The 13,802-nt window shown below is 68.6% G+C and carries 15 protein-coding genes; 10 read left to right on the top strand and 5 right to left on the bottom strand.

Translation table 11 applies throughout. The features are described 5' to 3' along the window. Nucleotides 1-128: 128 nt before the first annotated feature. From rplS to V9K99_RS38870, 5 genes are all read left to right on the top strand, one after another. Nucleotides 129-488 (top strand): 50S ribosomal protein L19, encoded by a 360-nt coding sequence (rplS, locus tag V9K99_RS38890; RefSeq protein WP_337008467.1) that lies wholly within the window; start codon nucleotides 129-131, stop codon nucleotides 486-488. Nucleotides 489-632: 144 nt separating this feature from the next. Further along, entirely contained in the window at nucleotides 633-1,262 is a 630-nt protein-coding gene (lepB, locus tag V9K99_RS38885) for a signal peptidase I (RefSeq protein WP_337008469.1), read from the top strand. Next, nucleotides 1,259-2,023: a signal peptidase I gene (gene lepB / locus V9K99_RS38880; protein WP_337008471.1), complete on the top strand. Its 765-nt coding sequence runs from the start codon at nucleotides 1,259-1,261 to the stop codon at nucleotides 2,021-2,023. Before lepB (V9K99_RS38885) ends, lepB (V9K99_RS38880) begins: the two co-directional genes overlap by 4 nt. A 136-nt stretch (nucleotides 2,024-2,159) precedes the next feature. Continuing rightward, nucleotides 2,160-2,858, top strand: a complete 699-nt coding sequence (locus tag V9K99_RS38875; RefSeq protein ID WP_337008473.1) for a ribonuclease HII — start codon at nucleotides 2,160-2,162, stop codon at nucleotides 2,856-2,858. Then, a complete protein-coding gene (locus V9K99_RS38870) occupies nucleotides 2,855-3,178 on the top strand; it encodes a DUF2469 domain-containing protein (RefSeq protein ID WP_012922325.1) in 324 nt (107 codons plus the stop codon). Before V9K99_RS38875 ends, V9K99_RS38870 begins: the two co-directional genes overlap by 4 nt. 13 nt (nucleotides 3,179-3,191) lie before the next feature. Here the strand turns inward: V9K99_RS38870 and dprA are convergent, their stop codons facing one another. From dprA to V9K99_RS38850, 4 genes are all read right to left on the bottom strand, one after another. After that, nucleotides 3,192-4,262 (bottom strand): DNA-processing protein DprA, encoded by a 1,071-nt coding sequence (gene dprA / locus V9K99_RS38865; RefSeq protein WP_337008503.1) that lies wholly within the window; start codon nucleotides 4,260-4,262, stop codon nucleotides 3,192-3,194. Between the two features lie 212 nt (nucleotides 4,263-4,474). After that, a complete protein-coding gene (locus V9K99_RS38860) occupies nucleotides 4,475-6,052 on the bottom strand; it encodes a YifB family Mg chelatase-like AAA ATPase (protein WP_337008505.1) in 1,578 nt (525 codons plus the stop codon). Continuing rightward, the gene (locus tag V9K99_RS38855; protein ID WP_337008507.1) at nucleotides 6,052-6,408 is read right to left on the bottom strand and encodes a YraN family protein; all 357 of its coding nucleotides are present in this window, start codon (nucleotides 6,406-6,408) and stop codon (nucleotides 6,052-6,054) included. The genes V9K99_RS38860 and V9K99_RS38855 overlap by 1 nt, the downstream gene beginning before the upstream one ends. A gap of 85 nt (nucleotides 6,409-6,493) precedes the next feature. Further along, entirely contained in the window at nucleotides 6,494-8,104 is a 1,611-nt protein-coding gene (locus V9K99_RS38850; RefSeq protein WP_337008508.1) for an APC family permease, read from the bottom strand. 136 nt (nucleotides 8,105-8,240) lie between these two features. Here V9K99_RS38850 and V9K99_RS38845 point away from each other — a divergent pair, with 136 nt between their 5' ends. The 3 genes from V9K99_RS38845 to V9K99_RS38835 all read left to right on the top strand — a co-directional run bounded on the left by V9K99_RS38845 (nucleotide 8,241) and on the right by V9K99_RS38835 (nucleotide 10,669). Next, entirely contained in the window at nucleotides 8,241-9,182 is a 942-nt protein-coding gene (locus V9K99_RS38845) for a tyrosine recombinase XerC (RefSeq protein WP_337008511.1), read from the top strand. A gap of 71 nt (nucleotides 9,183-9,253) precedes the next feature. Further along, nucleotides 9,254-9,733: an RrF2 family transcriptional regulator gene (locus V9K99_RS38840; protein ID WP_337008513.1), complete on the top strand. Its 480-nt coding sequence runs from the start codon at nucleotides 9,254-9,256 to the stop codon at nucleotides 9,731-9,733. Between the two features lie 534 nt (nucleotides 9,734-10,267). Then, nucleotides 10,268-10,669, top strand: coding sequence for a VOC family protein (locus tag V9K99_RS38835; protein WP_337008515.1), 402 nt, complete (start codon nucleotides 10,268-10,270; stop codon nucleotides 10,667-10,669). On the opposite strand, the gene V9K99_RS38830 is transcribed toward V9K99_RS38835, so the two are convergent. Beyond that, nucleotides 10,666-11,223, bottom strand: a complete 558-nt coding sequence (locus V9K99_RS38830) for a M23 family metallopeptidase (protein ID WP_337008517.1) — start codon at nucleotides 11,221-11,223, stop codon at nucleotides 10,666-10,668. The two genes, V9K99_RS38835 and V9K99_RS38830, sit on opposite strands and share 4 nt — an antisense overlap. A 551-nt stretch (nucleotides 11,224-11,774) precedes the next feature. Between V9K99_RS38830 and rpsB the strand changes: the two genes are divergently transcribed. Next, nucleotides 11,775-12,734, top strand: a complete 960-nt coding sequence (gene rpsB / locus V9K99_RS38825; RefSeq protein WP_337008519.1) for a 30S ribosomal protein S2 — start codon at nucleotides 11,775-11,777, stop codon at nucleotides 12,732-12,734. 215 nt (nucleotides 12,735-12,949) lie between these two features. Beyond that, nucleotides 12,950-13,768, top strand: a complete 819-nt coding sequence (gene tsf / locus V9K99_RS38820) for a translation elongation factor Ts (RefSeq protein WP_337008521.1) — start codon at nucleotides 12,950-12,952, stop codon at nucleotides 13,766-13,768. Nucleotides 13,769-13,802 lie beyond the last annotated feature (34 nt).

The raw sequence follows: 13,802 nt of genomic DNA, 5'->3' as shown, positions 1-13,802 counted from the left end.
AGATTGTTCGCTGCTGCCCTTCGGTGCTCCTGCCACAGGGGGTGACCACCGACCGGCAGCCTCTTGATGACTTCATCACCACCGACATTCGTGGGTGACCTGTGGCACGCGCGAGGAAGAGACACCTGATGAGCAACGTCCTGAACGAGCTCGACAACGCGAGCAAGCGCGACGACATCCCCGCCTTCCGTCCCGGTGACACCGTCAAGGTGCACGTCAAGGTCGTCGAGGGCAACCGGTCCCGCGTCCAGGTGTTCCAGGGTGTCGTGATCCGGCGCCAGGGTGGTGGCCTGCAGGAGACCTTCACGGTCCGCAAGGTCAGCTTCGGTGTCGGCGTCGAGCGGACCTTCCCGCTGCACACCCCGATCGTCGAGAAGATCGAGGTCGTCACCCGCGGCGACGTCCGCCGGGCCAAGCTCTACTACCTGCGCGAGCTGCGCGGCAAGGCAGCCAAGATCAAGGAGAAGCGGGACGTCCCGGCCTCCTGAGCGTCTTAGCGACGACGGTCACCTATGGCGCCGAGCACTGCGACTCGCGCTCGCCCTCGCCCGGTAGCCAGGAGGGCACGTCGCAGCAAGGGACGTCACCGCAGGCTGAAGCAGCGCAATCCGCTGCTCAGCCTGCTGATCGAGATGAGCACCGTGACGGTGCTCGCGCTCGTCATCACGGTGGTGCTGCGGCTGTTCGTCGCCGAGGCGTTCTACGTACCATCGGAGTCGATGTACGACACGCTGACTACGAACGACCGGATCCTGGCCGAGAAGATCAGCTATATGCACCGCGACGTCGATCGCGGCGACATCATCGTCTTCAAGGACCCCGGCAACTGGCTGAACGAGGAGCAGGTCGAGCCAGGCCCGTTCCGGCGCATCGGTGAGTTCGTCGGCATCCTGCCGCGCAGCGGCGAGGGGCACCTGGTCAAGCGGGTCATCGGGATCGGCGGCGACCGGGTCATCTGCTGTGACAAGGCCGGCCGGATCACCGTGAACGGCATCCCGCTGGACGAGCAGGAGTACCTGCTCAAGGACGCCAAGCCGTCGCTGCAGCCCTTCAACGTTCAGGTTCCGCCCGGCCATCTGTGGGTGATGGGCGACAACCGGGCCGAATCCGCCGACTCCCGTGCCCACATGGGCGGCCCCGGCGGCGGATTCGTGCCGGTCGAGAACGTGGTTGGCCGGGCCTGTTGCGTAATCTGGCCGTCTGACCGGATGACGATGCTGCGTCCTCCGGAAACCTTCAAGAAGCCGGGGCTGAAGAAGTGACCGATACACCGACGAAGACGCCGGAGAAACCCGCCCACCGCTCGGGGTTCGCCGCGGCCGCCCGTGAGTTCGTCCTGATCGTGGTCGGGGCACTCATCGTCTCGTCGATCCTGCGCGCGTTCGTCGGGCAGATGTTCATCATCCCGAGCGAGTCGATGGAGAACACCCTGCTGGTCGGCGACCGGGTGGTCGTCGAGAAGCTCACCGACGTCAAGCGCGGCGATGTGGTCGTCTTCGAGGACCCGGGCGGCTGGCTCGGCCCGGAGGAGAGCGGCCAGAAGCGCGGCTCGATCGGCCGGTTCTTCGAGGTGGTCGGCCTGCTGCCGGACTCCAGCCACGGTCACCTGATCAAGCGCCTCATCGGCATGCCGGGTGACAAGGTCGCCTGCTGCGACGCGAAGGGGCGACTGCTGGTCAACGGGCAGCCGCTCGAGGAGACCAGTTACCTGTACCCGGGAGATGCGCCGTCGCAGATGGAGTTCCAGGTCACCGTCCCGGCCGGCCGGGTCTTCGTGATGGGCGACCATCGGTCCGCCTCCGGCGACTCCCGGGTCCACCTGAGCGACACCGCCAACGGCGGCAGCCCCGGCGACGCGGCGTTCGTCCCGATGGACAAGATCACCGGTCGCGCCGTACTGGTCGTCTGGCCGGCCGGCCGCTGGAGCAAACTCGGCGTCCCCGACACGTTCAAATCCGTCCCGGCCGCCGCCGAACCGCCCCCGGACAAACCCTCCATCTCCCTCACCGCACCCCCGAAGTGAGCGAGCCCCCGGTGCCCCTACCTCTCCATCAACCCCCGGCCCCGGCAGTCCTCCCAGAACACACCTCACCCCGCCTGTCACACCTGCTGCCCGCTCTGCCTAGGGTGGGAATTGTGGGTGGAGTTGGGAGGGCTGGATGAGCGTGTTGCCTCGGGGGAGCACGGTCCGGCGTGATGCCGGGCTGTACGGGTACGAGCGAGCGCTGCGCCGCGTCGGCCTGGACCCGATCGCAGGCGTGGACGAGGCCGGCCGCGGACCCTGCGCCGGACCCCTGGTCGCCGCCGCGGTGATCCTGCCGGACGGCAAGCGCGGCCAGATTCCCGAGCTCGCCGACTCCAAGCTCCTCACCGCCAAGGCCCGTGACCGCTGCTACGACGAGATCCGCAAGCGTGCGCTGGCCTGGTCGGTCGTCTCCATCGAGGCCACCGAGTGCGACCGCCTCGGCATGCACGTCGCGAACGTGGAGGCGCTCCGCCGGGCCCTGTTCCGGCTCGACGTGCGCCCGTCGTACGTGCTGACCGACGGGTTCGGCGTGGACGGTCTCGGCGTACCGGGCCTGGCGATCTGGAAGGGTGACCGCGTGGCGGCTTGTATCGCCGCGGCATCTGTGATCGCGAAAGTGACCCGTGACCGGGTGATGGAGCACTGGGACCAGGTGTACCCGCAATACGGGTTCGGGATCCACAAGGGCTACTGCACGCCTGAACACCAGGCGGCACTGGACGAATACGGCCCGTGCCCGCAACACAGGCGGCGGTTCGAGAATGTCCGCCGCAGTCTGCGACCCGATATGGGACAGAATGTGACCAGTCCCACCGGAGTGGAGAGCCGATGAGTGCCGATGACCTCGAGAAGTACGAAACCGATATGGAGCTGCAGCTCTACCGGGAGTACAAGGACGTCGTCGGGATCTTCAAGTACGTGGTGGAGACCGAGCGGCGGTTCTACCTGTGTAACGCGGTCGACCTGAAGGTCCGCACCGAGGGCGGCGACGTGTACTTCGAGGTGACGATGGCCGACGCGTGGGTCTGGGACGTCTACCGTTCCGCCCGCTTCGTCAAGAACGCCAAGGTCGTCACCTTCCGCGACGTCAACATCGAAGAACTCGCGAAGTCCGACCTGGAAGTCCCCAAGGACTCTGACTTCGGCCGCTGACTGCTCCGCCGCCCTATGGGGTTGGTGGAGTTGGCGGCGTGGTCGGGGTCAGGCGCCAGCCCGATTCGTCGTGCTGGATGAGCGTCAGGTCGGCGAGGGTTTCGAGGCATTCTTGGGTGCTTTCCAGGTCCAGGCCGGCTGTGGCGGCGATGCGGGTGACGGGGGCGGGGTTCAGAACGGGAACGGCGTCGAGCGTCCGGCGCAGATCGTGGTGCAGCTCGTCGGTCAGACTCTTCGGCGCCTGCGGGTACGGCGTGAGCCGGGTACCCAATGGGGAGATCGCCTCGATGATGTCGTCGACGTTGGTGACGAGTACGGCATTGCGTTCGCGGACCAGTAGATGGGCGCCTTCGGACATACGTGAGGTGATCGGGCCTGGTACGGCGAGCACCGCGCGACCGCACTGCTCGGCCCAACCCGCGCTGTTGAGCGCCCCACTCCGCACGGCCGCCTCGATCACGACCGTGCCGAGCGTTCCCGCGGCGATCAGCCGGTTGCGCGCCAGGAACCGCAGCCTGGTCGGCGAACACCCCGGCGGCAGCTCACTCACCACCAGCCCTTCCTCCACGATCCGGCTGAACAACGCCGAGTTCCGCTTCGGATAGCTGACGTCAACCCCGCACGCCAGCACCGCCACGGTCACACCCGAACCAGCCAGCGCCCCCCGATGAGCCGCCGCATCGATCCCGAACGCGCCACCGGACACGACGGTGATCCCGCCGTCCGACAGTCCGGACGACAGCTCAGCCGCGACATGCTCGCCGTACGACGAAGACGCGCGAGCGCCCACGATCGCCACGGACCGCGTGAGCACCTGCCGTAGATTCGCCGGCCCTCGCACCCACAATCCGAACGGCACCCCGGCCCGTCGCGTCAACTGCCCGGCCTCCGCGAGCACCTCCATCTGCTCGGGCCACTCGTCGTCTCCCGGGATCACGAACCGTGCGCCGGCCGCGGCGGCCCGTTCCAGATCGCGTTCCGGCTCGGCCTCAGCCAGCCGAGTGGTCCACCGCTCCGTCCCTGGAGACCGCTGCTGCAACAGCTCCCAGATCTCGAGTGCCTCGAGTCCTTCGAACGCCTTCAACGCCGCCAGATCCCCGGGTTCGACAACCCGAGACAGGCCTGCGCGAGCCAGCCGATCCCCATCGCCCGCGCCGGCAACCACGGCACCCGTCGGCCCACCGGTGCCTCCGACTCCCGCTTGATCTAGTTGCGCGGAGGGTGTCCCGGACGGGGGTCCACCGCCGACTGCAGCAGCGTGGTCAACGAACTCAGAGCCGGGAGGGCAATTGGTGATCATGCGGCGGTTCCTTTGAGGGGGCGAACGTCGGCGAGGTCGGTGAGGGCTTCGCCGGTGCGGAGTTGGAAGGCTTGGTGGGTGAGCTGGGCGGTGGGTCTGTCGAGGCCTTGGAGATCTGCCAGCGTCCAGGCCAGGCGGACGACACGATCGAAGCCACGGGCGGTGATGCGGCCGGCCGAGTACAGGTCCTCGAGCATCTTGTGGCTGGCGGCATCCAACGGGAAGTCGCGGCGCAGCACCGGGCCGGGGATCTCGCTGTTCAGGATCCATCCGGTATCCCGGTAGCGGTACGCCTGACGGTCGCGGGCCGCCTTCACCCGCTCGGCCACGACCTCGGTCGACTCGGGCTTCTCCCCGTCGGTGCTCGCGCGCGCCGCCGGCAGGATCTGTCTCTGGATGTCCAGCCGGTCCTTGATCGGTCCGCTGATCCGTTGCCGGTACCGCGCGAGCACCTGCGGCGTGCACGTGCAGATCCCACGGTTCGTGCCGGACAGCCCGCAGGGACAGGGATTCGCCGCGAGCACCAGCATGAACCGTGCCGGGAACTTGGCCACCGCCGCCGACCGGTGCACCTCGATGTATCCGGATTCCAGTGGCTGCCGCAGTGTGTCCAACGTCAGCGGATGCATCTCCGGCGCCTCGTCGATGAAGAGAATCCCTCGATGCGCGCAACTGATCGCCCCCGGGCGCGGCATCCCCGAACCACCGCCGACCAGGCTCGACAGCGACGCGGTGTGGTGCGGCGCGATGAACGGCGGCCGGACCACGAGTTCCGCATCGCTGGTCATCAACCCAGCCAGCGAGTGCACCGCCGACACCTCGAGCGAATCATCCGTGCTCAAGTCAGGCATCAACCCGGCCAGTCGCTCGGCGAGCATCGTCTTGCCTGACCCAGGCGGCCCGTGCAGGAGCAGATGATGACCACCGGCCGCGGCCGCCTCGATCGCTCGTCGCCCTTCGCGTTGACCGATCACGTCGTCCAGGTCGACCTCCGGCACTCGGGTCAGCGACTCGGACAACAGCCGCGGCTCGGCGCGAGGCGGCTCCTCATCCGGGATCTCGGTCCCGCGCAACATCGCCAGCACCTGCCGCAACGACCGAACGCCGTACACCTCGATGCCGGGCACCAGCCGCGCCTCACCTGCGTTCAGCTCGGGTACGACGATGCGCGCGAAGCCGGAGCGGGCTGCGGCCAACGTCATCGCGAGTGCGCCGCGGACCTCGCGGACCCGGCCGTCGAGTCCGAGCTCGCCGATCATCGCGGAGTTTCGCATCGACTCGCTCTCGAGGACCCCGGCGGCCGTGAGCAGCGCGATCGCGATGGCGATGTCGTAGTGCGAGCCCGTCTTGGGCAGCGTCGCCGGCGACAGCCCGATGGTGACCTTGCGGTCGGGGAATCGCTCGCCGCTGTTGACCACGGCGGCGCGAACCCGGTCGCGTGCCTCGGACAGCGACGCGTCCGGCAGGCCGATCAGAGTCGTCTTGGGCAGGCCCTGTGCGATATCGGCCTCGACTTCGACCAGGTGGCCTTCGAGACCGACCAACGCCACCGACCACGTGTGTGCGAGAGGCATCAGGCCACGCCCCTCACGTGGTCCACGCGGGGTGGTGAGTGGTGATCGAAGAGGACGGCGACGATGTCGATCCGGATCGTGCCCGGGTTGAGCTGATGAGTCTGCAGCCAGCGGCCGGCCAGCTTCCGCAGCGTGGTCAGCTTCCGGTAGGTGATCGACTCCAGCGGGCTGCCGTACTTGAGCCCGCGGCGGGTCTTCACCTCGCAGACGACAAGGGCGTCGCCCTCCCGCGCGACGATGTCGATCTCGCCCAGCTCGCAGCGCCAGTTGCGCTCGAGAATGACGAAACCTTCGGTCGTGAGATACCTGGCAGCGAGATCTTCGCCGTACCGTCCGACGGTGTTCTTGGTCCGCATCGATGACCACCTCCGGCTAAGAACATGCCGGGATCAGGCACCGATTCGGACGCGACTTTTCGGGCTGTGGACAACCGCGAAGACGTCAGCTGCGCATGTGTTTACCGCGGGTCGGCTTCTGTGGCGGCGTGCGGACCGCGCGCAGTTCGCCCTCCGGCCGGATCGCCTGCATCCCGCCCGTACCGGGGTCGGTGTCGCCGATGTCGAAGTCCCAGCTGTCCTCGTTCGCCAGGCGGCTGTGCCAGCGCCCGTACAGCCCGTAGATCAGCAGGCCGGCGACCATCCAGATGCCGAACTTGGTCCAGGTGCTGGTCTTCAGGTTGAGCATCAGCCACAGGGTCGAGCCCAGCGACAGCAGCGGGATCAGCGGCACCATCGGCACCCGGAACCCACGCTCGAGGTCCGGCTCCGACCGGCGCAGCGTGAGCACGCCGATCGCACAGAAGGCGAAGCAGAACAACGCACCGATGACCAGCAGCTCTTCCAGCTCGAGAACCTTCGGGTAGAGCGTCAGGAGCAGCGCGGCGAACCCGGCCGCTGCGGCCGCACGCGCGGGGGAGGAGTACACCCGGCTGACTCGGCCGAGGCTCTTCGGCAGCAGTCCGTCACGGCCCATGTTGAACAGCACACGGCTCTGCGCGATGAGCACCACCATGATCACCGTCATCAGCGCGAGCAAAGCGCCCAGGTTGACCACCTTCGCGGCCCAGCCCACCCCCACCGCAGCGAGCGCCTCCGAGACCGGTGCGCTGCCGCCCAGTTCGCCGTACGGGCGCATGCCGACCAGGACGACGGCCATCGCGATGTACAGGATCGTGACGGCGCCGACGCCGAGCAGCATGCCTTGCGGGACCGTCTTGCGCGGGCTGCGCGCGTCCTCCGACGCGGTCGCGATCAGGTCGAAGCCGATGTAGGCGAACACGATCGAGCTGGCCGCCGTGAAGATGCCCATCATGCCGAACGAGCCGAACGACGAGTCCAGGATCCAGCCGAGCAACGTCGGACTGGCGGTCGCGGGCGCGGCTCGGGCCATCGGCACGAACGGCTGGTAGTTGGCCGTGTCGATGTGCATCGCGCCGACCACCACGACCAGCAGGATCACGGCGACCTTCGCGATCACGACGACCGTCAGCACCCGGGCCGACAGCTTCGTACCGGTCACGATCATCGCGGTCAGGATCAGCAGCAGCAGCGGCGCGACCAGGTTCACCTTGGCGTCGGGGCCGAAGAACTGCGCGACGTTCGCGGGCAGGCTCACCCCGAATCCGTCCAGGGTGGCCAGGAAGTACGCCGACCAGACGCGGGCAACGATCGCTGCAGCCGTGACCAGCTCCAGCACGAGCGCCCAGCCGACCAGCCAGGCCCACATCTCGCCGAACGTGACGTAGCTGAAGGTGTACGCGCTGCCCGAGACCGGGATCGTGGACGAGAGTTCGGCGTAACAGGCCGCGGCCAGGACACACACGATCGCCGCGATCACGAACGACAGGATCACGGCCGGACCGGCGACCTTGGCCGCCTGGTTGCCGCTGATGCTGAAGATGCCGGACCCGATCATCACGCCCAGGCCGAGTACAACCAGGTCGCGACGACCGAACAGGCGCGGCAGACGGTGCCGCGCGTCCTCGACTCGAGTGAACGCCGACTCGACCGGCAGGCGCCGGCCTACGGTCTGTCCGTTCGCTGAGGGGGCCATGGTCAGGGGTGCCTCCGTTGCTACTAGGGCAATCGGGCCGAACAGTAGTCGACCGTCGGGCTATCGACCAGACCTCCTCTCATCGGCCTCCGCGCGGTGGCTTGCGATGCCGGGTCAGCTCCCGCATGGTCGAGGCATGGCGCCGGACGATGTCGGTACGAACCCTTCCTGGCCGGAAGGTTTCACAGTGTTACTGACCGACTACGAACGGCATCTGACGGCGGAAAGAGACCTCAGCAAACACTCGGTCAGAGCGTACCTTGGCGACGTCGCGGATTTACTCGAACATTTGATTCGGCTTGGTCACGATGATCTCGACGGCCTCGACATCCGCGGGCTGCGCTCCTGGCTGGCCAAGCAGCAGAGTCTCGGCAAGTCGCGCAGCACGATGTCTCGCCGGGCGACCGCCGCGCGTGTCTTCACCGCCTGGGCCCAGCGGACCGGCCGGATCAGCACGGATCCCGGTGCGCTGCTGGCGAGTCCACGGCCGCACAAGAGCCTGCCCGGCGTACTGGGACAGGCCGATACGCGGGCCGTACTCGACGCGGCGGCCGTTGCAGCCGACGACGGCAGTCCGATCGGGCTCCGCGACTTGGCCATCATGGAGCTCCTGTACGCGACCGGCATCCGCGTCGGTGAGCTCTGCGCACTCGACATCGACGACATCGACCCGTCGCGGCGAGTGGTCCGCGTGTTCGGCAAGGGCCGGAAGGAACGCTCGGTCCCGTACGGCGTGCCGGCCTCCGACGCGCTTCGCCGCTGGGTGGACGAGGCCCGGCCGCAACTGGTCCGGCCGGGGAGTGGTCCCGCGGTGTTCCTCGGAGCCCGCGGTGGTCGCATCGATCAGCGAGCGGTACGACGTCTTGTGCACGAGCGGATCGGGGTCGTCGACGCACCCGACCTGTCCCCGCACGGACTACGCCACACTGCCGCAACCCACCTGCTGGAAGGTGGCGCCGACCTCCGCAGCGTGCAGGAGTTCCTCGGTCATGCGTCACTCGCGACGACGCAGATCTACACACACATATCCACCGACCGCCTGCGCCGGGCCTACGAACAAGCCCATCCGCGAGCCTGAGACCGGCCTTTCAGGGTGTGTGTCGGGCGGGATGCGGCGCGGGGGTGGGGGAATGCGGCAGACTGCGGGGCATGCGGGTTTCGGCGAAGTCTGACTATGCGTTGCGGGCGCTGATCGAGATCACTCAGCGCTGGGTGGCCAACGACCCCTCGGTGGTATCGGCCGAGGAGCTCAGTCGCGCGCAGGGGATTCCGCACGGCTTCCTGCAGGGGATCCTGGCCGACCTCCGGCGGGCGGGCATTCTCGCGAGTCAGCGCGGGCAGTCCGGCGGCTGGAAGCTGGCGGTCGATCCGAACGAGATCTCGGTCGCCGACGTGATGCGCGCGGTCGACGGGCCGATCGTGAGCATCTCCGGCGTACGGCCGGAGAGTGTCGCCTACAACGAGCGCGCGGTCGTGCTCCAGCGCGTCTGGATCGCCGCCCGCGCCAGCCTGCGGGACGTCCTCGAGCACACCACCCTCATCGACCTCGCCAAAGGCAAGCTCCCAGCTGGCGTAGAACGCCGCTCCCGAGACGAAGACGCCTGGCAAGCCCGAGTCCCCGGCAGCTGACCACCCCGCTCAGTCCGTGACGGCCGCAAGCCCACGCGTCCTCCGGCCGGTGATGGGTCGGCGTCCGCGCTAGCTGACCCGCATGTGCGGCCGTCTGCCGACCAGCGACCCGGTCGGCCGGGTAGGCCGACCAGTAGGCGGCACCGAGTGCCCTGCTTGGGGCGGCGGCGCCGGCGTGACTGGTTGGCGGCGGCTCGCAAGCCTCCCCAGCACCTTGGCGCCATGACAAGCCGGCGACTGCGGGAGCGCGAGCAGTCGGCCCCTGGGCCGGTCTGACCAGCTGGCGACCGCGAGAGCGCAAGCAGTCGGCGCCCGGGTGATCTGACCAGCCGGCGTCTGCGCGGGCTGACCAGCAGGCCGGCGGGCGGGTCGGCCGAGCGTGATCACGCTGCCTTGCCAGGCGGGTGAGCGGCCGGAACGCCCGGCAGGCTGACCGGCCGTGTCCGCGGCTGCATGACGAGTTGGTGGCTGTTCTGGGTGGGGTGCTGGTGTTACAGTGTGGGCTTATATAAGTCTGGGGTTTTGGAGGAGAAGATGGCTGGGCAGAAGGTCACCACGTTCCTGTTGTTCGAGGGGGCGGCTGAAGACGCGATGAACTTCTATTTGTCGCTCTTCGATGACGCGGAGGTTGTGTCGATCAGTCGCTATGGGGCTGAGGGGCCGGGTGATGAAGGGACGGTGATGCATGCCGTGTTCACGCTGGCCGGGCAGCAGTTCATGTGCATCGACAGCCCGGACAAGCACGAGTTCACCTTCACGCCGGCGATGTCGCTGTTCGTCGACTGTGCGGACGAGGCCGAGATCGACCGCCTCTGGGCTGCGCTGTCCGAGAAGGGCGAGGCGCTGATGGAGCTCGGCGACCACGGCTTCAGTCGGAAGTTCGGCTGGCTCAACGACCGGTTCGGCGTCTCCTGGCAGCTCAACCTGCCTGCCTAGTGCCGTCGGATCAGCAGCCCGGCCGCGAGTGTCAGGGCTGCTGTGGTGGCGACGACAGCCGCGGCTGTTCGCTCGCCTCGCGGTGTCGACGCGTTGGCAAGGGCGCGAGCTCGGGGCTGGCCTGAGCCAGAGACACCTGCGCCGGGTTGGTCTGGAGCGCTTGGGCTGGCCCGGGCGTGTGGGGGTGGGGTGAGCGGGAGCAGGCGGACTGGGCGGTCCGGGAGCAGAGTCAGGGGGTTGAGGTACTGCTTGCCCTGGACGAGGCCCCAGTGGAGGCAGGTTGCGGGCGCGCAGTGGGAGCCGGCGGCCGAGAGCCGGCCGATGACGGTCCCTGGCGTGACGACGGCGCCGACCGCAACTGCCGGGACGACTGGCTCATAGGTCGTACGGCGAGGGCCGGTGGACAGCACGATGACGCCCCGGCCTGCGAGTTGGCCGGCGTACGTGATCGTGCCGGAGGTTGCGGCCAGGACGGGTTGGCCGGGGGAGCCGGATAGGTCGACGCCGCGGTGGCCCGGGAGCCAGGGCTTGGACGGTAGGTCGAATCCGCGCACGACTCGAGGTCGTGGTTGCAGCGGCCAAGCGGCCGTCTGTGGTTGGGCGTGCGCGGGTGGGCTGGCGGCTGCGGGCGCGACGCTTGCGATGGCTGGCGCGACCAGGGTCGTGCGGGGTGGCAGAGCCCTGGTCGAGAGGGCTGGCGCGGCGGTGGCTGTGACGGGTGGTGCGGCCAGGACCGGGAGGGCTGGAGTGGCTGCAGTCAGGGGGAGGACGGTGATCGGGGCGAGGAGAAATCGGATCGGGTTCATGCTGGAAAGGTGCCGTGGAGTCGGGGGTTCACGGACGGTGAGTTCGAGGGCTGTGGACAACCGGCGCCCGGTTCGCTTCGGGGTGGGGTGGTCCCGTACACTTCCGGTGGCGTCCCATGCGAATGGGACGACTTCGCACGCCCGCATACCTGTGCGTCCCCCTCGGTCCCGGTCCACGCCGGGATGGGTGCGCACACCGGGCGTCAGGCGCGGCGGACCACCCGGTTCGTCGCGGGACAACCGAGACAGCGCCGATCGGACCGGGTAGCCCGGCCACGGCGCGACAGGAGGAACACCTCATGGCCGTCGTGACCATGAAGCAGCTGCTCGAGAGTGGCGTGCACTTCGGACACCAGACCCGGCGCTGGAACCCGAAGATGAAGCGCTACATCCTCACCGAGCGCAACGGCATCTACATCATCGACCTGCAGCAGTCGCTGTCGTACATCGACCGCGCCTACGAGTTCGTCCGGAGCACCGTCGCCTCCGGCGGCGCGATCCTGTTCGTCGGCACCAAGAAGCAGGCCCAGGAAGCGATCGCCGAGCAGGCGACCCGGGTCGGCATGCCGTACGTGAACCAGCGCTGGCTGGGCGGCATGCTCACCAACTTCCAGACCGTGAACAAGCGGCTCCAGCGGCTCAAGGAGCTCGAGCTCATCGACTTCGACGACGTGGCCGCCTCTGGCGTCACCAAGAAGGAGCTGCTGCAGAAGCGGCGCGAGCACGACAAGCTGCTGAAGACCCTCGGCGGTATCCGCGACATGGCCCGGGTTCCGGCCGCCGTGTGGATCGTGGACACCAAGAAGGAGCACCTCGCGGTCGACGAGGCGCGCAAGCTGAAGCTGCCGATCATCGGCATCCTGGACACCAACTGCGACCCGGACGAGGTCGACTTCCCGATCCCGGGCAACGACGACGCGATCCGCTCGGTCGGCCTGCTGACCCGCGTGGTCGCCGACGCCGTCGCCGACGGCCTGATGGGCCGCTCGGGTCAGGGCGCCGCCGCGGCCGGTGAGGAGCTGGGCGCCGAGGAGCCGCTGGCCGCCTGGGAGCGGGAGCTGCTGGAGAGCCAGAACGGCACCACCGAGGCGAAGGCCACCGAGGCTCCGGCCGCCACCGAGGCCCCGGCCGAGGTCAAGGCTGACGAGGTCAAGGCCGAGGAGGCCAAGGCTGAGGAGACCGCCGAGGTCAAGGCCGAGGAGACCCCGGCCGCCGACGCCCCGAAGGCTGACGAGGCCCCCAAGGCCGACGAGGCCTGACAGCGCTGAGTGCCGCCCGGCTCCACGCCGGGCGGCACCCACCCAAGCACCAGGCCCACCACGAGGCCCAAGCACCAGGCCGCACGACAGAGGGCCGAAAGCACGGGGCTCCAAGCACCCCGGGCCGGGTGGGCACCGCAGAACCGCAGCGGAGACGCCCGCCGAAACCAGCAGGCCGCCCATCCAGCCGCACCGACAAGACGAGAGAACGAGGAATGGCGAACTACACCGCCGCTGACGTGAAGAAGCTCCGCGACGCCACCGGCGCGGGCATGATGGACGCCAAGAAGGCGCTCGAGTCCACCGACGGCGACTTCGAGAAGGCGATCGAGGAGCTGCGCATCAAGGGCGCGGCCAAGGCCGCCAAGCGCGGCGCCGAGCGCTCCGCCACCAACGGCCTGGTGGCCGCGGCGGAGAACGCGCTGGTCCAGCTCAACTGCGAGACCGACTTCGTCGCCAAGAACGAGCAGTTCCAGCAGCTGGCCGCCGACATCGTCGCGCACGCCGCCGCGAGCAAGGTGGGCGACGTCGAGGGTCTGCTCAGCGAGAAGCTGGCCGACGGCAAGAGCGTTGCCGAGAACATCGAGGCCCTGGCCGCGGTGATCGGCGAGAAGCTCGAGCTCAGCAAGGTCGCCGTGTTCGACGGCCAGGTCGCCGCGTACATGCACAAGCGTGCCGCGGACCTGCCGGCCCAGGTCGGCGTCCTGGTCGAGTTCGAGGGCGACAGCGTCGACGCCGCCCGCGGCGCCGCCATGCAGGCCGCCGCGATGCGCCCGCTGTACACCACCCGCGACGAGGTCCCGGCCGAGACGGTCGAGAACGAGAAGCGGATCGCCGAGGCGACCGCCCGCGAGGAAGGCAAGCCGGAGCAGGCGCTGCCGAAGATCGTCGAGGGCCGGGTGAACGGCTTCTTCAAGGAGGTCGTGCTGCTCGAGCAGCCGTCGGTCCAGGAGAGCAAGAAGACCGTGAAGGCCGTGCTCGACGAGGCCGGCGTGACCGTGAAGCGGTTCGCCCGCTTCGAGGTCGGCGCCTGACCGCAGGCGAGGACCGACAAGCACCGCAATCGAC

It is taken from the genome of Kribbella sp. CCNWLW201, assembly GCF_037203805.1.
GTDB lineage: Bacteria > Actinomycetota > Actinomycetes > Propionibacteriales > Kribbellaceae > Kribbella.
This window is presented reverse-complemented; position numbering and strand designations above follow the sequence as displayed.

Bases quoted from the DNA above. Each gene is read 5' to 3' on its own strand.
- rplS (WP_337008467.1), top strand. From the start codon at position 129: ATGAGCAACGTCCTGAACGAGCTCGACAACGCGAGCAAGCGCGACGAC.
- lepB (WP_337008469.1), top strand. From the start codon at position 633: ATGAGCACCGTGACGGTGCTCGCGCTCGTCATCACGGTGGTGCTGCGG.
- V9K99_RS38875 (WP_337008473.1), top strand. From the start codon at position 2,160: ATGAGCGTGTTGCCTCGGGGGAGCACGGTCCGGCGTGATGCCGGGCTG.
- V9K99_RS38870 (WP_012922325.1), top strand. From the start codon at position 2,855: ATGAGTGCCGATGACCTCGAGAAGTACGAAACCGATATGGAGCTGCAG.
- V9K99_RS38860 (WP_337008505.1), bottom strand. From the start codon at position 6,052: ATGCCTCTCGCACACACGTGGTCGGTGGCGTTGGTCGGTCTCGAAGGC.
- V9K99_RS38855 (WP_337008507.1), bottom strand. From the start codon at position 6,408: ATGCGGACCAAGAACACCGTCGGACGGTACGGCGAAGATCTCGCTGCC.
- V9K99_RS38850 (WP_337008508.1), bottom strand. From the start codon at position 8,104: ATGGCCCCCTCAGCGAACGGACAGACCGTAGGCCGGCGCCTGCCGGTC.
- V9K99_RS38845 (WP_337008511.1), top strand. From the start codon at position 8,241: ATGGCGCCGGACGATGTCGGTACGAACCCTTCCTGGCCGGAAGGTTTC.
- V9K99_RS38840 (WP_337008513.1), top strand. From the start codon at position 9,254: ATGCGGGTTTCGGCGAAGTCTGACTATGCGTTGCGGGCGCTGATCGAG.
- V9K99_RS38835 (WP_337008515.1), top strand. From the start codon at position 10,268: ATGGCTGGGCAGAAGGTCACCACGTTCCTGTTGTTCGAGGGGGCGGCT.
- rpsB (WP_337008519.1), top strand. From the start codon at position 11,775: ATGGCCGTCGTGACCATGAAGCAGCTGCTCGAGAGTGGCGTGCACTTC.
- tsf (WP_337008521.1), top strand. From the start codon at position 12,950: ATGGCGAACTACACCGCCGCTGACGTGAAGAAGCTCCGCGACGCCACC.